We start from the raw sequence: 19,342 nt of genomic DNA on the forward strand, positions 1-19,342 counted from the left end.
TCCGGCCAGCCCGGCGAACACCCCGAAGTGGTGTGTCCATTTGGTGGGAGTGAACATCATCGCGAGGAACGAGATGATGGTGATGCCGACGATGCGGCGGCTCGGCCCGGCTGCGGTGCCCGGAATTCGGCCCTTGCGCAACGACATCGCCACCGTTATCCCGAGCGCCAGAACCAACGCCAGCACAGCGAAGCGTCGGGCGACGGATCCGTCGGGGCTGGCCATGAACAGCCGCTCGTAACGGAGGTGCTCGTCGAACCAGCTCAGGCTGGGCCCGAGGGCACGCTTGAGGGCGGTTGCCTGCATCTCGCCGGCCAGGGTCTGGTCGCGGAAGATGAGGATCACGGTGACGGTGACCGCGGCCAGGATGGGCGCCAGCAGTGGTAGGGCACCAAACTGCTTGGAGCGGCGGTGCACGATGGTTCGCAGCGGCCCGATCGCGACCAGCAGGGCGCCGATGGACGCGATGCCGGTCGGCCCGGAGAACAGGGTCAGCGCGCCGATGATGCAGGCGATCGCGACCGGCAGCAGCCGGCTAGTGGCCACCGCACGCTCCACCGAACACCAGGTCAGCAGGATGCCCAGGGCGATGATCGGCTCGGGCCGCAGCCCGTTGTCGAGTGGCAGCCAGACCGCCAGGAACATGCCCGCCGCGGTCCACGCCGCCGCCCGGTTCTGCTTGACGGCGTGACCGAGGCGGGGGACGACTTCGCGGCTGATCGCCCACCAGCAGGCCAGCGCCATCGCCAGGGTGGGCAACCGCATCCAGATGCTGGCGGTGCTGACATGGGCCCACAACGCCAGCAGGTCGTAGTACCAGCCGAACGGCGCCTCGGGCGTGCCGAACCAGCGGTAGTAGTTGGCCATGTAGCCGGCGTGTTCGGACACCCTGGCCATGGTCAGGATGTAGCCGTCATCGGAGGTGTTGGCGCCGACGAAATGCCACCACACCAGTACGGCGATGACCAGGGCGTCCAGACCGCCGATCGACCACCAGCGCGCGGGCAGGAAGCGGCGGTGCCGGGTCCCGTCGGCGGTGTCGAGGATGTGCAGGGCGATCAGGGCGGCGGCGGTCAGCACCAGCCCGAGGATCATCGCGGTCATCTTCAGCGGGGTCGGGCTGCTGCTGTAGCGGGTGTCGATGGTCGCCGAGAAGCTCAGCCCCGGCGGCGCGGGCCCGCTCAGATCGGTGAAGACACCGACGATCTGCGGCCGGAAGTCGTAGCCGCTTTTCTCTCCGCGCAGCGGAGAGCCGGGATGTTCGGCGTTGGGGCCTTGGGTCAGCCCGACGAACTCGGCGGTGACCCGATCGGCGTGCGCGGTGAAGGTCAGCCGCTGGCATGCGGGGCTGAGCGCCTGGCTCAACGGGGCGGTCACCACCGGGACGTTGCGCACCACGAGCACCAGTTCGTCGTTGGCACGCACAATCAGCAGCCCCCGGTCGACCGCCTTCGGCGCCTGCTTGGGCACCGTGGACAACAGCACCGTCTTGCCGGGCCCGTCGAGCCCGGCGGCAGCCTGGCACGGGATGCTGATGGACAGGTCGGTGGCCACGTAGCCGATCAGCGGCGCTTCGACGCTTCCGAGCACGCCGTTTTGCGGCCAGTTCAGTTGGGCGGTGGTCTGTTTGACCGGCAGTAGCGGGGTTGCGATCGCCAGTAGGGCCCCAAGCAAACCGGCGACGACAGCCACCACCCGGGCGACCCGGTAGTTTCCTCCCGTGTCCGTCGATGCGCGCCGCACTTCCGCATCGCTTCGCTCTACATCGTCGACGGCGCGGCCCACGGAGGTAGATGGTAATTGCCCGACATGTGTCGTTTCTGAAGCCATTAGACGCCTGGTCCGGGCTTGCGGATGGCCAACACGAACGGACCGATGGTGGCGACGGTGAACCGGGGGTCGGCGAACAACGACGCGTCGAACTCGACCGTGTAGCGGCGAACGTTGGGCTGGTTGGGGTAGACGTCTTCGGCCAGCCGCAGCGTGTAGGCGCTCGTCGCGCCGGCCGAGCCGCCGTGTCGCATCAAGAACACCGTCGGCGGCGCCCAGGGCAGCGTGTCCAGTGCGTGGATGAACTGATCGGGGGCTTTCATCTTGGACCAGCTTTTGATCGCGGCTGCCCGCTTGTCGAACTGCGCGAGCGGGTTGGCGTAGTGCGACGTCAGTCCCTGAAACCCCCAATAGGGGTAGTAGGACAAGAAGCTGTAGTCGGTCGTCAACACCACGGTTTGGTCTCGAGGCTTTCCGGTTGCCCGGGTGATCGCGGCGTCGATGAACGGGTAGAACTTCTCGGAGCTGGGCGGACGGCGGTCACCGCGCTGACCGTGGCCGTCGGTGTCGGTGTAGGCGATGGTGAGGTCCGGTCGCAGCACTTCGGGGATGTCTTGACTGAACGCGATCGCGCCGGCCAGTCCGATCGCGGCCGCCACCGGTAGCACGCTACGCCCCCAGGCATGGTCTCGCCCGCGGGCCGCCAGGGCGAGGGTGAGTTCGATAAAGCCGAAGACGCCGGCGGTGGCCAGCAACACCGTCAGCGTCGGCTGCAGCCGGAACGACAGCAGCGTGGTGCGCGCCAGGGTGGCGAGCATCGACAGCAGCGACCATAAGTAGACGGCGAGCACACCGATGGCCAGGCCGGCCGCCCGTACTGAGGAGCGGGCCCGCACCACCAGCCACAGCGTGCCGAGCATGCACAGCGCACCGAGCAGGGTGAACTTCAGCATCGGGAAGGTCAACTCGGCGCCGTCTGCCGGCAGGTAGTGGAAGGCGCTGCCGGTGTTGCTGACCGGGTCGCGGGTCGCCCGCAGCAGGAACGGCACCCAGGTCGTCGCCGCGATGGCCGCCGCGATAACGCCGATGACGGCCAGCCGGGCCAGCGGGTCCAAAGCCGCGCGGATCCCCTGACGCCAGCGGGAGGCCGCTAGCAGCAGGGCCATCAGCACCACAGTGAATGCGCTAACGGCCGGCAGCAGGGTGTAGAAGGTCGCCGCGACGCCCAGGAATATCCCGGCCCCGACCACCGCGGCCCACCCGCCTGATCTGGTCCCGCTGCGCAGACCCGACCAGGTCAGGATCAGCACCGGCGGCAGCAGCATGGTGATCATCGCGGAATATGGCTCCGGGGAGCTGTAGGCCAGCGTCACCGCAGCGGTGGCGGTGGTGACCATCAATGCGTACTCGAACCGGATCATCCGCCACCACAACACCAACGCCAGTGCGACCGCGATCGTGATCGAGGTGATCGCCCACGGTTTGTACATCTCCCAGGCCGGCATGCCGGTCCACGCCGCGACGCGCCCGCCGAGCCAGAACCAGCCCGGCGGATAGAACGGCGGTAGCCCGAGGTAGGTCATGTCGTGCAGGGCGGCGCTGTTGGTGAGCCGGGTCAGGTATTCGGTGCGGAACTGCTGGTCGACGGAGACACCGAACAGGTAGAGCTTGGTGGCGCCCAGCGGCATCGCGAGTGTGACCACCGAGAACGCGGACACGAAAACCAGGCCCGCCAGTTGAGCGAGCCACCGTAACCGACCACGCCGCCACTGCCAGCCGGCGGCCAGCAATCCGACGATGCAGCCGACCTGGCCGACCGTGGTCAGCGCGTGCAGCTGATTCGACGACGGGTAGGCGGGCCATTCGACCCGTGCGATGGCGATCAGCGAGATTACCGACACCACCGCAGCAATCGCGATCGCGAATGCCATGTGGCCGACAGTGGCCAGCGCGTTCCGCATCTAGATGGGCAACTTGCGGAAGATCGGCCGCGGGATGTGCCGCAGCACCATCATCACGTAGCGGAAAGCGCCGGGCGCCCAGACGAGCTCCTTACCCTTCGCCGCCGCGGTCACCGCCAGGTTCGCGACGTACTCCTTGTCGACGGTCAGCGGCGCTTCCTTGATGTGCGCGCTCATCCGGGTCCGCACCTGGCCGGGCCGGATGACCAGGACGCGAACGCCGCTCGGCTGCAACGCCTCACCGAGGCCGAGGTAAAAACCATCCAGGCCGGCCTTGGTCGAGCCGTAGACGAAGTTGGATCGCCGGACCCGCTCACCGGCGGCCGAGCTCATCGCGATGATCTGGCCGAAACCCTGCGCGCGCATCTTCTCACCCAGCAGCACCCCCACGGAAACCGCCGCGGTGTAGTTGATTTCGGCGATCTGGACCGCTTTACGCTGGTTCTGCCACAGCTCCTCGGCGTCGCCGAGCAAGCCGAACGCCACGATCGCGACGTCGACGTCCCCGCCGGCGAAGGCCTGCTCGATCATTTTGGGATGGCTGTCGGTGTCGGTGGCTTCGAAGTCGATCAGCTCCACCGACCTTGCGCCCGCGGCCTTCATTTGCGTGACGGCGTCGTCACGGCCCGGGTCGTCGGGCATGGCGGCCAGCAGGATGCGTGCATGCGCGTTCTTCAGGTAGCGCTCGCAGATCGCCAGCCCGATCTCAGAGGTGCCGCCGAGCAGCAGGATGGTCTGGGGATTACCCACGGCGTCGAGCACCATTTAGAGCAGCTCCAAACGTCGGGCCATGTCCGAGACGAAGACGCGCAAAGGATCGACCTTGCGCCGCACCCCGATCCATTCGTCGATGCGCGGATACATGGCGTGAAAGTTGTCGGCACTGACCCGCGAGTCCTTTGCGGTGTAGAGCCGGCCGCCGAACTCCAGCACTCTGCGGTCAAGCTCGTTGAGAAATTCGTTGAGTCCGGGCTTGATCGGAAAGTCGACGCACACGTTCCAGCCCGGGATCGGGAAGCTCAGCGGTGCTTGGTTTCCCGGACCGAACAGCTTGAATACGTTGAGGAATGAGTAGTGCCCGGAGCGCTGTATGTCGTACATGATGCCCTTGAATTCCTCCACCGCCTCGGTGGGCACCACGAATTGGTACTGGCCGAAACCCGCGGATCCGTAGGCGCGGTTCCACTCGCCGATCATATCCAGCGGGTGATAGAACTGCGTCAGGTTCTGCGCCTTGCCGCGGTAAGACCCCGACTTGCGATACCAGAGCTCGGTCATTGTGCCGAAGGTCAGCTTGTTGGCCAAGCCGTTGGGAAAGATATCGGGCGTCGTAAAGAATTGCGGGGCATCGAATTTCAGCGGATCCTTCTGTAACTTCTTCGGCAGCTGGTCGACCGTCGCCAGCGAACCTCGTGAGATCGCGGCGCGGCCCAGCTTCGGTGGCGCGCTGATCGCGTCGAACCAGGCCGATGAGTAGGTGTAGTTGGCTTCGCTGCCGTCGCTGTGGAAGGCGATGGTTTCGTCCAGTGTGTGGGTGACGTCGCCGTCGGCAATGAAATACGCCGTCTCCGTCGGGGTCATCTCGACAGTCGCGCGCAGGACGATCCCGGTCAGCCCGTTACCCCCGACGGTGGCCCAGAACAGCTCGGCCTCTTCGCCGTCCGGGGTGAGGTGACGGATCTGCCCGTCGGCCGTCAGCAGCTCCATCGACCGGACGTGATTGCCGAAGCTGCCCGCGCTGTGGTGGTTCTTGCCGTGAATGTCGGAGGCGATGGCGCCACCGATGGTGACCTGTCGGGTGCCGGGGAGCACCGGCACCCACAGTCCAAACGGCAGCGCGGCCCGCATCAGCTGATCGAGGTTGACCCCGGGGTCGAGGTCGGCGACGTGGGTGTCGGCGTCGATCGAATGGATCCGGTTCAGCGGCGTCATGTCGATGACCAGCCCGCCCCCGTTTTGCGCATTGTCACCGTAGGAGCGACCCAGCCCACGGGCGATGACGCCACGGCCGCCGGCGTCGGCTGCGCAGGCGACCGCCTTGGCGATCACCTCGGGGTCCGGTGTGGAGAGCACCTGGGCTACCGATGGCGCGGTGCGGCTCCACCCGGTCAGCCGCTTCATGGTCGTGGGAAACATCAGCACAGAGGGTACCTGCTGAAGTCGCGGGTTCAGCGCAGCCGGAAGATCACCGAGCGCTGCACGACGAAGTTGATCACCGAGGCAGTGCCCTGTGCGATGACAAACGCGACCGGCACTGCCCAGGTGCGGTAGTCCAGCAATGCCAGGCACAGGTGATTGAGCCCGACCTGCACTGCGAAGGTGAGCCCGTAGAGCGCCATGACGACCAGGAACCGGGCGGTGCTCGGCAGCGCCTGAAACGTCCACCTGCGGTTGATCAGGTACGCGGTGATCGTGCCGACGACGAAGCTGGTCGATTTGGCCAGGTCCACCTGCACGCCCGCGGCTTTGTACAGCAGCACATAAAGACCGAAGTCGACGACCGCCGACAAACCGCCGGTGACGACGAAACGCCACACCTGTGTCTTCAGCGGCAGCTGCCCACTCGCCGCGATCTCGGCCATCGGCCGAAGTCTACGGGGGGCTACGACGGGTATTTCATATCCAGCAGCTCGACCTGGTTCTCGCCTTGGGGCGTCGTGTAGGTGACCGTGTCGCCGGCTTTCCGTCCAGCCAGCGCCAGGCCCAACGGGCTGCCCGCGGTCAACGCCTCGGCTTCGCCACCTACCGGGGTCTCTTCGATCACCGAGATCACCTGCATCTTGACGACCGCACCGTCGGAAAACCGCAACGTCACCTCGGTGCCGAAGGGCAGGGTGTCGGCCCCGTTCGACGGCAACGGTCCGGCGCGCAGCAATCGGTCGAGTTCGGCGATCCGCTCGTCGAGGCTGGCCAATTCATCAGCGCGCTGAATGGCATCGGCGGCGTCGGCGTGGTCGCTGACGGCGCCTCGGTCGCCTCTGACCTCGGCCTCCAGGCGATCGCGTCGTTCGCGTATCCGAGCCAACTCTGCGGCGATCCGCTCGCGTGCTTCATCCGAAAGCTTCGTGGGCTCGACTTGTTCGCTCACCTTCGCCGACCTGTCTTCCGAGGGCATTGACGTTATGGGTGTCCGCCATTATTACTGCGAGATTGCCGCCACGGTCGTGCTTCGTGTCAGAACCACAGCCATAGCGGTAATTTCAGGCAACCGGCCCGCCTCGTCGCCGGGCTAAACCCAGTACGGAACGCGGGCGCGGTATTGGCGCATCGCGAAAGCCGCCAGCAGCCAGCCCAGCGCCGTCAGCCCCACCACGACCGCCCAGTGCCGCAGCTCTTGGTGCGAGCCGAGCAGCGGGGCGCGCACGATGTCCAAATAGTGCAGCAGCGGGTTGAGCTCGACGATCTTCGACCACTGTCCGGCGCCCTGCTGCCGCAGCGTGTCGTCGTTCCAGATGATCGGTGTCATGAAGAACAGCAACTGCACGATGGAAAACAGCAGCGGGCCGATGTCCCGAAAGCGCGTCGCCAGGATGCCGAAACACAGTGACACCCATAGGCAGTTGAGCACGATCAGCCCCAGCGCCGGGATCACCGAGAGGTCGGCCCACGACCACGGTTTGGGGTAGATGATCGCGATGACGACGTAGATGACGATGTTGTGCGCGAACAAGATCATCTGTCGCCACACCAGCCGGTAGACGTGCACGCTCAGCGGCGTCGGCAATTGCTTGATCAATCCCTCGTTGGCGACGAACACCTCGGCGCCCTCCAGGATGGAGGCGTTGATCAGATTCCAGATGATCAGGCCGAGCGTGACGTACGGCAGGTGCACCGACAGCTGGAGATGGAACAGCTTGGAATACAGGCCGCCCATCGCGACGGCCGTGGTGCCGGTCGCGATGGTGATCCAGAACGGCCCCAGCACCGAGCGGCGGTACCGCTGCTTGATGTCCTGCCAACCCAGGTGCAGCCACAACTCGCGGCGGCGATAGCCGTCGACCAGATCACCCCAAGCGCGGGTCAGTGTTTTGGACTGAGCCGCGGCATCAACAATGGTCATCGCTGCCGCTCCTCCCGATCGCTTCGCTCCGCACCGGCGTCGGCGCGAGTCACGATGAGCCCTCAGGTCTTCCGAACTGTTCCCGACGTCCCAACCGGCGCAGCCGCAGCCACTCCAGCAGTCCCTTCGGGTCACGACGGGACACCAGGAAAAACCAGCCAAACCGCAGCCATTCCTGGACCAGCAGTTTGCGCAGACCCGGCTGCGCCAACAGGTAGCCGCGATTGCGGTAGGTGAAGTACCGCTTGGTCGGATCGTCGGGATATTGCGTGTGCATCCGCCCCGCAAGAATCGGCTTGAACTCGGCCGACCCACAGGGGTGCAGATAGACCGCGTTCAAACAGGTTCCGAACGCCAGACCGGACCGGACCAGCCGACGGTGCATCTCCACCTCGTCGCCGCGGACGAACAGCCGCAGATCGGGCACACCGATCGACTCGAACGTCGCTGCCCGAAACAGTGCACCGTTGAACAGCGATGCGATACCCGGCAGCAGTTCCTGGTTCGCGGCGGTGCGCAACTCGCTGACCCGCCTGCGCCAGACCAGGCCGCGGCGCAACGGAAACGCCAGGCGTTGCGGGTCATCGGCGTTGCACACCATCGGCGAGACCTCGGCCAGCCGGTGCGTCTCGGCGCACGTCAGCAGCGTCGCCAGTACTTCGCTGTCTTGCGGGTGGCCGTCGTCGTCGGCCAGCCACACCCAGTCGGCGCCGGCGGCCAGCGCGTGAAGGATTCCGAGCGCGAAACCGCCTGCGCCGCCAAGGTTTCGGCGTGACGGCAGATACGTCGTCGGGATGGGTTGGTCACCCACCAGATCGCGAACGCGATCGGCGCCGTCTTCCGAAAAGTCATTGTCGACGACGATCAGCTGATCAGGCAGCCGGCTCTGGGTGGTCAACACATCCAGCGACTTGGCCAGTTCGTCGGGGCGCCGATGGGTCACCACGACGGCGCACACCATAGTCATGCGCCGCTCCTCCTCATCGCTGCCTCTGTATTGCCCGACTCCTCCTCATTCCGCTTTGCGGACTGCATCGTCGTCGGGCGTTGCATCGTCGCCAGCGGGTCACTCATCTGCGTGGGCTTTACTGGCGAGCTGCCGGTTGGGTGCGGTCTCGGCAAGCACCTCACGCACATGCCGCGCGGCGTCTTCGCCTTCGTAGGCGCGCACGACGTCCTCGATGCTGCCGGTCAGCTTGATGACGCCGTGGTCGATCCACATCGCGGTCTTGCACAGCCTGGCCAGGAATTCGTTGGAATGGCTGGCGAACACCAGGATTCCCGACCGCTCGACCAGGCTTTGCAGTCGGGACTGAGCCTTCTTGAGGAAGTCGGCGTCGACGGCGCCGATACCTTCGTCGAGCAGCAGGATTTCCGGGTCGATGCTGGTGACCACACCCATCGCCAGCCGCACCCGCATACCGGTCGAATAGGTGCGCAGCGGCATCGCCAAGTAGTCGCCCAGCTCGGTGAATTCGGCGATCTCGTCGACCTTGGCCAGCATCTGTCGCCGCGTCTGTCCGAGAAACAGGCCGCGGATGACGATGTTCTCGTAGCCGGAGATCTCGGGGTCCATGCCGATGCCCAGATCGAACACCGGTGCCACCCGGCCGCTCACCGTGGCCGAGCCGCGGGTCGGCTCATAAATGCCCGAAAGCAGCCGCAGCAGCGTCGATTTCCCGGCACCGTTGTGGCCCACCAGCCCGACGCGGTCGCCCAGGTTCAACGACATCGTGATGTCCCGCAACGCCTCGATGACCACCACATTGGACGCGTTGCGCCCGATCGTGCCGCCCAGGAAGGTCTTTTTCAGCGAGCGCGATTTGGCGTCGAAGATGGGAAACTCCACCCACGCGTTATGCGTCTCAATATGAGGGCGCCGGGGACTCGTCACAGGTTGCCGCTTAGAGGTATTGCCCGGTGCCCGAACCGTGGCCACCGGGCCCGCCGGACCTGCCGATCCCGGGGGGCAGGGCGCCCTGGCGCATCTGCTCTAGCTGCGCGCGGGCGGCCATCTGCTGGGCGAACAGCGCGGTCTGGATCCCGTGGAACAGCCCTTCCAGCCAGCCGACCAGCTGCGCCTGGGCGATGCGCAGCTCGGCATCCGACGGGACGGCGCCCTCACTGAACGGCAGGGTGAGACGGTCGAGTTCGTCACGCAGTTCGGGCGCCAGCCCGTCTTCGAGTTCCCGGATGCTGGTGGCGTGGATCTCGCGCAACCGGTTGCGGCTGGCGTCGTCGAGCGGCGCCGCCCGTACTTCCTCGAGCAGCTGTTTGATCATGGTGCCGATCCGCATCACCTTGGCCGGCTGCTCGACTAGGTCGGTCAGCGACCGGTCATCGGAGTCGTCATCTTTCGCGGCCGCCATCAGCTGCGGGTCGAGGCCACCGATGATTTCGATGTTGTCGTCGTCGTTGCCGTTACTCAAAGCAGTCACTCTCCTTGCCGCTGGCATCTGTTCACGTTTTGGGTGTCGGGGCGCCATGCCATTCGTAAATCCAGGCCTCACCGTTGTCGTAGATTTTCGCCCACGACTTCGATTGGTCTATTGACACTAGTCCGTCGGGCACCTTGAACCCGCGAACCGTCGGGACGCTGGTCAGGATGTAGCGAATGTTGAGCGCCCGTACCGCCTCGGATACCCGCGGATCATTGTCACGATCGGCGTACGCCCAGAAAATGAAACGGTAATAGCCCGGGCCGGTTTGCTGCGGGAAGTCGTAGTGGGTCCACAGCGGGTGCAGATCGGCCACTGCATACATCCACGCGGTGCCGTCGACGTTGGAGTCGCCGATCAGGGTGTTCCGGGCTCCCGGCAGGGTCGCCAGGTAAGCAAAAGCGTCGAGGTCTTTCTGGTTGATGATCACCGAGTCGTATTTGTCGCCGAACAACACCAGATGCCGGTAGAGGTAGTGGCGCGCGGTCAGCACGGTGGTGATCAACAGCAGGACCACCGTGGCTGAAACCCACCCGGGTGCGGGAAGTTGGGTGAAGCGCCCGGTGAGCCGTTTGGCCGCGCCGATCACTCCCAAGACCATCGCGAACACCGCGATCCCCGCCATCGGCGTCGCGAGCATCGTGACCACGGCGGAGAGCCGTCGCGGATCGTTGTAGAAGAACTGGCTGAATTCTTCGATAGCGGCGCCGAGCGGGTTGCGAAACGGCGCTCCCGAGTAGATGGTCGCCACGGTCAGCACCAGCCAGAGCACCGGCGGCCACCAGACTCGCTTGTACAGCAGGATCGCCATGCCGATCGCGCTCAGCACGATCAGGCCGTATTGGGTCGGGAAATCGTTGAGGTGGCGGGTGTGCAAGAGCAGCGCGTCGATGACGCCCTGCTTGACGCTCTTGAAGCTGGGGAACGCGTGGCCGGCGATGATGTCGGCCTGGTGGGCCACCCCGATGAACTGCGGCGCCAGTATCAGCGCTGCCGGCACGGCTACCGCAACCAGGATCAGGAGGTCGGCGAGCCGTCCGCGTACCGGATGCCGCCGCACGTCGAAAAGCCACCAGGCCAATAGGAACAAGATGACGACGAACCCGCCGGTCAGGTGCACCGACAGGACGCCCACCAGCGCCAGCACCGCCGCCGGGATGCGGTCGCGATGCCGCGGGGTCGAGGTGATCAACACGAACGTCGGGATCGCGACCCCGTATGCCGCGAGGTTGGGCATCGCGGCGACGCCGAACTCGACGTACGGCACCGACGTGAACGACGCCGACATCGCGGCTGACGTCGCCGCCGTGCCCGCGGTGCGCCACTCGCTGGTGATGGGCCTGAGCAGAAACCAGGTGAGCATCGCTGCGCTGGACGGGAACAGCCAGATCGACGCCGCGACCGAGCTCAAGGTGTAGCCGGTGGTGGGCGCCGCCCCGGTGAGTTGACAGAACACCGCGGTCAGGGCGTGAAACACCGACGGGTAGTACAGCGGTTGGTGGGTCTCGACGTTGCGCAGCTCGCCCATATGGGTGGACGACGCCTGGCCGGTGTCGAGGATGAAGCGCACCTCGTTGGCGTGCCAGACCGCGTCCCAGGTGCTGGGAATGGACTGCCAATGCGTGATCCCGCGGTAGGCCGCCCACATGATCAGCAATGCACCCAGCAGCACACCCGCGGCTACCGTCAGCGCGGGCCAGCCACCGATACCGCGGGCTTCGGCCTCGGTGTCGCGGTAGCGGGCGAGTAGCCGCTGCAAACCCGTCATCAGCAAGCAGACCGCGGCCAGCGTGATCAGCGCTGTCCAACCGTTCCAAGGGATTCCGAGCGCGCCGAACGGGATTATCGCCAGAGCCACCACGCCGTAAGTCAGCGCCGGGCCAACTGCGACGGCGACCGGCCAAGTTAGCTGAGTGATTCGTGCGACGATTGCCCCCGGCGCGATCAGCAAAAACAATGCGATCAGCGTTCCGAACCACAGCCCCACTGGACTAGTATGGCTGGCCGGGTGACCTGGCTCGGGACGGCAGGGACGCATCTGGGCACCCGCTACCGTCATGGTTTAGCTGAATCTGCGGAACTCTAAGGTGGCTGGCATGGCATACGACGTCGCCCGGGTGCGGGGATTACACCCGTCGCTCGGGGACGGTTGGGTGCACTTCGACGCGCCGTCGGGGATGCTGATTCCCGACTCGGTGGCGACTACCGTATCGACCGCGTTCCGCGGATCGTTCCCTAGCACTGCCGGTCCGCATCCGGCGGCCAAGCGCAGCGCCGCGGTGCTGGAGGCGGCCCGTCAGGCGGCCGCAGACCTGGTCAACGCCGACCCGCGCGGCGTGGTGCTCGGCGCCGATCGCGCGGTTTTGCTGTCGTCGTTGGCCGACGCCTCGTCGACCCGCGCCGGTCTGGGCTACGAGATGATCGTCACCCGGCTAGACGACGAAGCGAACATCGCGCCGTGGCTGCGCGCAGCAAACCGGTTCGGCGCGAAGGTGAAATGGGCCGAGGTCGATATCGAGACCGGTGACCTGCCGACCTGGCAGTGGGAGGGCCTGATCGGGCAGCCGACGCGTCTGGTCGCCGCGACATCAGCGTCGGGGACGCTGGGCACCATCACCGATCTGCGCCCGGTGACCAAGCTGATCCATGACGTCGGCGGGTTTGTGGTCGTCGACCATTCCGCCGCCGCGCCCTATCGTCTGATCGACATCGACGAAATCGACGCCGACGTGGTGGCCGTGAACGCCGTCGGGTGGGGCGGCCCACCCATTGGCGCGTTGGTGTTTCGCGACCCGGCGATGATCAACACCTTCGCTTCGGTGTCGACGAATCCGTATGCCACCGGGCCGGCGCGTCTCGAAGTCGGCGTGCACCAATTCGGCCTGCTGGCCGGCTTCGTCGCCAGTATCGAATACCTTGCCGCACTGGATGAGTCAGCACGTGGAACGCGACGCGAAAGGCTCGCTACCTCAATGCAATCGGCGATGTCCTACATGGACGGGATATTCGATTACCTGATGAGCTCACTGCGATCGCTGCCGTTGGTGGTGGTAATCGCGCGGCCCGAGGCCCGGATACCCGTGGTGAGTTTCGCGGTCCACGAGGTGCCTGCCGAGCGGGTGGTGCAGCGGTTGGCGGACAACGGCATTCTGGCGATTTCCAACGCCACCTCGCGAGTGCTCGACGTGATCGGTGTCAACGACGTCGGCGGCGCGGTCACCGTCGGGCTGTCGCACTACTCGACGATGGCCGAGGTCGACCAATTGGTGCGTGCCCTGGCGTCGCTGGGGTAAGGCCTCGCGCTGATATCGCGCCGCTACTCGGGGACCGTCAGCACGATCTTTCCGGTCACCTGCCCCGACGACAGCAAGCGATGGGCGTCAGCGGCCTGCTGGATCGGCATGCGCGCCCCGATGACAGGGCGGACGCGCCCGTTGGCAAACATCGGCCAGACCGAGGTCGTCACCGCCTCGACGATGGCGCTCTTGCCACTGGGACCGGTCACCGGTCGGCCCCGCAGCGCGGTCCCGATGACCCGTGCCCGTTTGCCGATCAGCTTGCCGAAATTGAGTTCGCCCTTGACGCCGCCCTGCATCCCGATCACGATCAACTGACCGTCGTTGGCCAGTGCATCGAGGTTGCGGTCCAGATACGCGGCTCCCATGATGTCCAGAATCACGTCGGCGCCTGCGCCGTCGGTGGCCTCATGTACCCGCGCGACGAAGTCCTCGTCGTGGTAGGCGATGGTGACTTCGGCGCCCAGTTCGCGGCACAGTTCAAGCTTGGCCGCGGATCCCGCGGTGACCGCCACCCGGGCACCCAGTGCCCAGGCGACCTGAATGGCGTGAGTCCCCACCCCACTGGCGCCGCCGTGAATCAGGACCAGCTGGCCCTCGCGTAGGTGAGCTGTCAGCACCAGATTCGACCACACCGTGCAGGCCACTTCCGGCAGGCCGGCGGCGTCCTGCAGGTCAACGCCGCCCGGAATTGGCAGCAGTTGACCGGCGGGAACAGCGACATATTCGGCATATCCGCCGCCCGCCAGCAAAGCGCAGACTTCTTGCCCGGGCGACCATTCGCGGACGTCGTCGCCCACCGCCGCGACAACGCCGGAGACCTCCATGCCGAGCAACTCACTGGCGCCCGGTGGCGGCGGATAGTAGCCGGCGGCCTGCAACAGGTCGGCGCGGTTAACGCCGGCGGCGCGGACTTTGACCAGCGCTTCGCCGTGGTCGGGCACCACATCGGGCACTTGCTGCCAGACGAGTTCATCGGCGGATTCAGCGACGATGGCATGCATGATCGTCACGCTACTACCTGGGGATACCGACTGTTCCAAAGGCCATGTGTCGCATAGCATGACGTCATGGCCGCCCCCATTGCCGGCCGGACAGCCGGTGAGATGCCCGGGCTGGATATCGCCGAGCAGAAGTCGTGGCAGCACTTCCTGGACTCCACTCTGCGTTTGTATTCGACGCTCAACCGTCGACTCACCGATGCCCACCAGCTGTCGCTGTTCGACGTCCGGGTGCTGGACATCTTGGACAACGCCCCGACCGGCTGTGCCCGGATGGGCGATCTGGCCGAGGCGCTGCCGTCGCTGCCCAGCCGCCTGACCCGTCAGATCCGTCGCCTGGAGGGGCAAGGGCTGGTGCGCCGGGAAGCCAGCCAGGATGACCGGCGCGGGGTGGTGGCTGCCATCACCGACGACGGCCGGGCCGCGGCGAGGCAGGCCATGGTCACCTACGCCCAGGGTGTGCGGACCTATTTCCTGGGCCAGCTGTCGCGCACGCAGATCGCCGCGATGGGGGAGAGCTGCCGACGGATCAGCGCTGCGGTCAAGCTCTCCGACCGGGCTTTGAAGACCGGCGGAGCCTGACACCGTTACCCTTGTCGGCGGTGGCGTGGCAGAGCGGCCTAATGCACTCGCCTTGAAAGCGAGAGACGGCTAAAACCGTCCGGGGGTTCAAATCCCTCCGCCACCGCCATTGTGTTGCTTGGTCAGCGTGAATTGGCCGACGTCGGTGATGCCGCGGCGGAAGAAATCCGCGCATCCGGTCAGGTAACGCAGGAAGCGGTCGTAATTGACCTCTGACGTCAGTGCGATCGCCTCTTCGCGGCGGGCAACAAGATTGGCCGCCCACATATCCAGCGTCCTCGCGTAGTGCGGCCGCAGCAGATGGACCCGCTCGACACCGAAACCTGCCTCGGTCGAGAACTTGACCACGTCGTCCTCAGAGGGCAGTTCCCCGCCGGGGAAGATCTCCTGCCCGATGAACCGCATGAACCGCAGATCGCTCATCGTGATCGCGATGCCATGCGGTGCCCAGTAGCTGGGCGGATGCGTGAGGATCGTGTGCAGCAGCATTCGGCCGTCCGCGGGCAACAGGCGGTACGCCGATTCGAAGAACGCGCCGTAGCGCTTCTTTGTGAAGGCTTCGAAGGCGCCGATGCTGACGATGCGGTCCACCGGGTCGTCGAACTCTTCCCAGCCCTGCAGCCGCACCTCGACAGATCGCGACGTCGGCACTTTGGCCAGCCGCTCCATCGCGTATTGATGCTGGTAGCGGCTCAGGGTGATGCCGATGACGTTGACGTCGTACTTCTGCAGGGCCAGTTCCAGCGCGCCGCCCCACCCGCATCCGACGTCCAGCAACGTCATGCCGGGCTCAAGGGCCAGCTTGCCCAGCGCCAAGTCGAATTTGGCCATCTGGGCTTCGTCGAGGGTCATGTCATCGCGCTCGAAATAAGCGCAGGTGTAGCCCATCGTGGGACCTAAGAACAGTGCGAAGAAGTCGTCGTTGAGGTCGTAGATCGACTGCGACTGCTCGTAAAACGGTTTCAAACCGCTCGTTTCTCCGGACATCGAAAGCTACCCATCTGATTCATAAGTCGGGCAGTCAATCGATAACGCGGGGCAAGTGCGCCATCGCTGACGGTCCCCCGACCACAGCCAAACGTGCAAGTGCACATATTAGACGGACGCAGATTAGCCGATGATCGGATAAATCACCAACGGCGGGCTATCTGCCGACTGTCAGCCCCGCGGTACGCGGGATCTCGGCTGCGATGCGGTCCATGAGCGCGGTGTAGCGCCCGGCTTCCGGGTCTTTGCCCGGTTTGCCGCTGCTCACCAGGCCCGCCGCCAGCCCACGCTCGGGATCGGCCCAGATCGCGACGTTGACGAGTCCTAGGTGACCGAACGCCGCCGGCGCGTTGCGGCCGAACGGCCCGAACCTGTTCGTCCCCAGCATGAAGCCCGTGCCCCAGCGTGCAGGGGCGAGGCCGATCGCGACATCCGGCCGCAGGCGTCGACTTTCGCGCACCGCACCGAGCAGTGTTTCCGGTCGCATCACCTGGACACCGTCGAGTTCACCTCCACGGCACCATATTTCGGCAAACCGCGACATCTCATCGGCATTCGAGACAGTGTTGGACGACGGGACCACGGTGGTGAGGAACATCGGGGTGTTGGTGAGCGGAATAGTCTGGTAGAGCGTCCCGCCGATCGCCTTGCGGAATGCTGCTGCGATCGGGGCGGATAACTGTTTACCGGTGGCGTGGCTAGGCGCAACCAGCGGGATATCCTGTTCTGCGACACCGAAATTGGTCCAGCGGAAGCCCAGCGGGTCGAGGATATCGGTGGCAAGAATTTCACGGATGTCCTTGCCGGTCGCGGCCGAAACGATTTCGCGCATCAACAGGCCCCACGTCACCGCGTGGTAGATGTGAATCAGTCCGGGCCGGTACAGCGGCTTTAATTTCCCTAGCTGTTCGCGGGCATATTCGCTGTCGTCCGCGCGCTTGAGATCCGGCCGGGGTCCGGTTGGGAATGGGACTCCGGCGCTGTGGGTCATCACGTGCCGGATCGTTGTGCGGTGCTTGCCATGGCTGGTGTAGGTGGGCAAGTACTCGCAAACGTGATCGTCGAGCGAGAACTGCCCGCGTTCGACGAGCCTGTGCACGACGGTCGCGGTGATCGCTTTGGCGGACGAGTACACGCAGAACGGCGTATCCGTCTTGACCGGGACTTTCTCGGCGTCCGGTGGATCGGTGGGGGCGTTACCCCAGCCGTGCCCGATCGCGCGGTTGAGGACCACCTTCCCGTTGTGGCGCAGGCACAGCTGGATCGCCGGGTGCATTCCCGCGGCATACCAGTGGCGGGCGGCCTGCCAGATCCGTTCGACGGCCGCGGGGTCGATATCAGAGTGATCTTCATCGCCGACCGCCGTGACGGCGTCCAGGTTGGCTGGGACGCGGATCCTGCCCTGCAAGTCAACCTGGCCGGTCATGCGCACCCTTCCGCAGCGGAATCGGTCGAAACCCACCCGCGAGGGTACGTGGAGCTGCCATCGGTGTATCCACAGCTCGACGTTTATCCACAGGCGTGGAGTTCAGACCTCCTCCTGAAGAGCGGCGGCGCTCGTATTCGAACATGGGTTCGAGTAGCGGGCCTAGAACGACGCTGGATCGGGCAGTACGGCGCCGGGCAAGTACGGCGCCGCAGGAGTCCGCCCCGGCAACACTGTGTTCGGATAGCCGGGAGACAAGGGGTATGTACTGGAACCGCTGCCGGGAAACAAGGCATTCAACAGAGGACCGAGCTCGCTGAAGATCCCGTTGACGATGTTCACAGCCGTGGCCGGGTTAGGCCCGGCAGGGGCGGGAACGGGCACTGGATCGTCGACAAGCAAAGGTTGCTGCGGACGCGCCCCAGCGATCCCGCTGCCAAACCCAATTGCGCCAATTGCGGCCAGCGCGAGCGCCATACCCAGCGTCGCTCGGGTCAGTGGCCCGCGAGCATTCGAAACCGCAAACATGTTCCGGAACAACGGGATACTCCTCAAACTCCGCTGAAGCAGCGAGTGCTTCAGACATTCAAGTCACTCCGGTAACACTGCTAACTAAGAATCACAATTGAAACACGACGCGATCACAGATCGAACTCTATAGATTTGCTTACTAACCTTGGAATTCGCTTACTTTGGGTGACCTTCGGCCGGGAAGTCGGTGCCTGCGATTCGCGGCGGAAGTCGGTTGCTCACAGGCGCCGCATAGGCATGGTAGTGGGACTTCCCGTTAAAAACGGTTCCTCAGGAGTTCGTGGTCAACCCCGCACCAACACCTACCACCACCCGGAAAAACTGCTAAGCGCCGACGAAGACGATCCGTGAGGATCGCACCGAATCGTGTTATTCCCCGGTGAACTGTGGCGAGCGTTTGGCGAAGGTTGCCGAGATCCCCTCGGACAGATCCTTGGACGGCAGGAACGCCGCATTCCATGCCGCCACATAACGCAGACTCGCAGATACCGCCGAAATCCGTTGCTGGTCAAGCACATCCTTAATGCCGCGGACGGTCAGCGGCGGATTGGCAGCGATCTCGGCGGCGGTGGCGTGCGCGGCCTGCAGGGTGGCATCGGCGTCGGCGAATACGTCGTTGACCAAGCCGATCTTCTCGGCACGGGCAGCGTCGATGTCCTTGCCGGTCAGTGCCAGTTCGCGCAGCTGCCCGTCGGACAGGATCAGCGGCAGCCGGGCCAGGCTGCCGACGTCGGCAACCATCGCCAGCTTGACCTCGCGGACCGAGAACTTGGCGTCGGCGCTCGCGTAGCGGATATCCACCGCGGAGATCAAGTCGACGCCACCTCCGACACACCAGCCGTGCACCGACGCGATCGTCGGGGTTCGGCAGTCGGCCACAGCGGTGATCGTGCCCTGCATGCGCAGCACCTCGGCGTGGAAGTCGTTGCGGGGCCTGGCCAACGCCCCGTCAGCCAGCACCGGGGCCAGCGTCCCGCCCATCGCCGGCAAGTCCAGGCCATAGCTGAAGTTGCGCCCCGACCCGGTGAGGACGATGGCTCGCACGTCAGGGTCTGCGTCCAGCTCACCGAACACCTGGGGCAGTTCCGACCAGAATGCCGGGCCCATTGCGTTGCCCTTGCCCGGTCCGATCAACGTCACCTGCGCGACGTGGTCTTTGGTTTCGACGATGACGGATTCGTATGGCTGGCCCATGGGCAGACCGTACCGTGGACGTTATGTCTTCTGACCTGCGGCCCGGACCCGACGCACCCCCTACCGACGAACTGGCCAGCGCCGAAGCCGCGCTGG

Annotated in this window: 17 protein-coding genes and 1 tRNA gene; 3 read left to right on the plus strand and 15 right to left on the minus strand. The window is 65.4% G+C overall.

Annotation, left to right across the window (positions count from 1 at the left end; translation table 11 throughout):
- The 11 genes from VEI45_RS11900 to VEI45_RS11950 all read right to left on the minus strand — a co-directional run.
- Positions 1-1,830, minus strand: a 1,830-nt coding sequence (locus VEI45_RS11900) for an arabinosyltransferase domain-containing protein (RefSeq protein ID WP_324853359.1), incomplete at its 3' end; no start/stop codon positions are given.
- On the minus strand, positions 1,830-3,731 hold the full coding sequence (locus VEI45_RS11905; protein ID WP_324853361.1) for a galactan 5-O-arabinofuranosyltransferase: 1,902 nt from the start codon (positions 3,729-3,731) through the stop codon (positions 1,830-1,832). The genes VEI45_RS11905 and VEI45_RS11900, both read right to left, overlap by 1 nt.
- On the minus strand, positions 3,732-4,496 hold the full coding sequence (locus tag VEI45_RS11910) for a decaprenylphospho-beta-D-erythro-pentofuranosid-2-ulose 2-reductase (protein WP_324853363.1): 765 nt from the start codon (positions 4,494-4,496) through the stop codon (positions 3,732-3,734).
- The gene (locus VEI45_RS11915; RefSeq protein WP_324853365.1) at positions 4,497-5,867 is read right to left on the minus strand and encodes an FAD-binding oxidoreductase; all 1,371 of its coding nucleotides are present in this window, start codon (positions 5,865-5,867) and stop codon (positions 4,497-4,499) included.
- Between the two features lie 32 nt (positions 5,868-5,899).
- Positions 5,900-6,313 carry a GtrA family protein gene (locus VEI45_RS11920; protein ID WP_324853367.1) on the minus strand — a complete coding sequence of 138 codons (414 nt, stop codon included), beginning with the start codon at positions 6,311-6,313 and terminating at the stop codon, positions 5,900-5,902.
- Between the two features lie 20 nt (positions 6,314-6,333).
- Positions 6,334-6,819, minus strand: coding sequence for a GreA/GreB family elongation factor (locus tag VEI45_RS11925; protein ID WP_324853369.1), 486 nt, complete (start codon positions 6,817-6,819; stop codon positions 6,334-6,336).
- A 141-nt stretch (positions 6,820-6,960) separates the two neighbouring features.
- A complete protein-coding gene (locus VEI45_RS11930) occupies positions 6,961-7,791 on the minus strand; it encodes an ABC transporter permease (protein WP_324853371.1) in 831 nt (276 codons plus the stop codon).
- Between the two features lie 49 nt (positions 7,792-7,840).
- Complete coding sequence (locus tag VEI45_RS11935) at positions 7,841-8,758, minus strand: glycosyltransferase family 2 protein (protein WP_324853373.1); 918 nt, start codon at positions 8,756-8,758, stop codon at positions 7,841-7,843.
- Between the two features lie 99 nt (positions 8,759-8,857).
- On the minus strand, positions 8,858-9,685 hold the full coding sequence (locus VEI45_RS11940; protein WP_324853375.1) for an ABC transporter ATP-binding protein: 828 nt from the start codon (positions 9,683-9,685) through the stop codon (positions 8,858-8,860).
- Between the two features lie 10 nt (positions 9,686-9,695).
- Positions 9,696-10,247 (minus strand): bacterial proteasome activator family protein, encoded by a 552-nt coding sequence (locus VEI45_RS11945; RefSeq protein WP_324853377.1) that lies wholly within the window; start codon positions 10,245-10,247, stop codon positions 9,696-9,698.
- Positions 10,248-10,251: 4 nt separating this feature from the next.
- Entirely contained in the window at positions 10,252-12,216 is a 1,965-nt protein-coding gene (locus VEI45_RS11950) for a DUF6541 family protein (RefSeq protein WP_324853379.1), read from the minus strand.
- 109 nt (positions 12,217-12,325) lie between these two features.
- On the opposite strand from VEI45_RS11950, the gene VEI45_RS11955 reads away from it, so the two are divergent.
- Complete coding sequence (locus VEI45_RS11955; RefSeq protein WP_324853381.1) at positions 12,326-13,522, plus strand: cysteine desulfurase-like protein; 1,197 nt, start codon at positions 12,326-12,328, stop codon at positions 13,520-13,522.
- Between the two features lie 23 nt (positions 13,523-13,545).
- On the opposite strand, the gene VEI45_RS11960 is transcribed toward VEI45_RS11955, so the two are convergent.
- Positions 13,546-14,529: an NAD(P)H-quinone oxidoreductase gene (locus VEI45_RS11960; protein WP_324853391.1), complete on the minus strand. Its 984-nt coding sequence runs from the start codon at positions 14,527-14,529 to the stop codon at positions 13,546-13,548.
- Positions 14,530-14,595: 66 nt separating this feature from the next.
- Here VEI45_RS11960 and VEI45_RS11965 point away from each other — a divergent pair, with 66 nt between their 5' ends.
- Both VEI45_RS11965 and VEI45_RS11970 read left to right on the plus strand, forming a co-directional pair.
- Positions 14,596-15,108, plus strand: coding sequence for a MarR family winged helix-turn-helix transcriptional regulator (locus VEI45_RS11965; protein ID WP_324853383.1), 513 nt, complete (start codon positions 14,596-14,598; stop codon positions 15,106-15,108).
- Between the two features lie 19 nt (positions 15,109-15,127).
- Positions 15,128-15,217, plus strand: a tRNA-Ser gene (locus VEI45_RS11970).
- Here the strand turns inward: VEI45_RS11970 and VEI45_RS11975 are convergent.
- The 3 genes from VEI45_RS11975 to VEI45_RS11985 all read right to left on the minus strand — a co-directional run bounded on the left by VEI45_RS11975 (position 15,196) and on the right by VEI45_RS11985 (position 19,246).
- Positions 15,196-16,095: a cyclopropane mycolic acid synthase family methyltransferase gene (locus tag VEI45_RS11975; RefSeq protein WP_324853385.1), complete on the minus strand. Its 900-nt coding sequence runs from the start codon at positions 16,093-16,095 to the stop codon at positions 15,196-15,198. The genes VEI45_RS11970 and VEI45_RS11975 overlap by 22 nt on opposite strands.
- Before the next feature lie 157 nt (positions 16,096-16,252).
- Positions 16,253-17,521 carry a lipase LipE gene (gene lipE, locus VEI45_RS11980; RefSeq protein WP_324853387.1) on the minus strand — a complete coding sequence of 423 codons (1,269 nt, stop codon included), beginning with the start codon at positions 17,519-17,521 and terminating at the stop codon, positions 16,253-16,255.
- Positions 17,522-18,421: 900 nt separating this feature from the next.
- Complete coding sequence (locus tag VEI45_RS11985) at positions 18,422-19,246, minus strand: crotonase/enoyl-CoA hydratase family protein (RefSeq protein ID WP_324853389.1); 825 nt, start codon at positions 19,244-19,246, stop codon at positions 18,422-18,424.
- Positions 19,247-19,342 lie beyond the last annotated feature (96 nt).

It is taken from the genome of Mycobacterium sp. (assembly GCF_035623875.1).
GTDB lineage: Bacteria > Actinomycetota > Actinomycetes > Mycobacteriales > Mycobacteriaceae > Mycobacterium.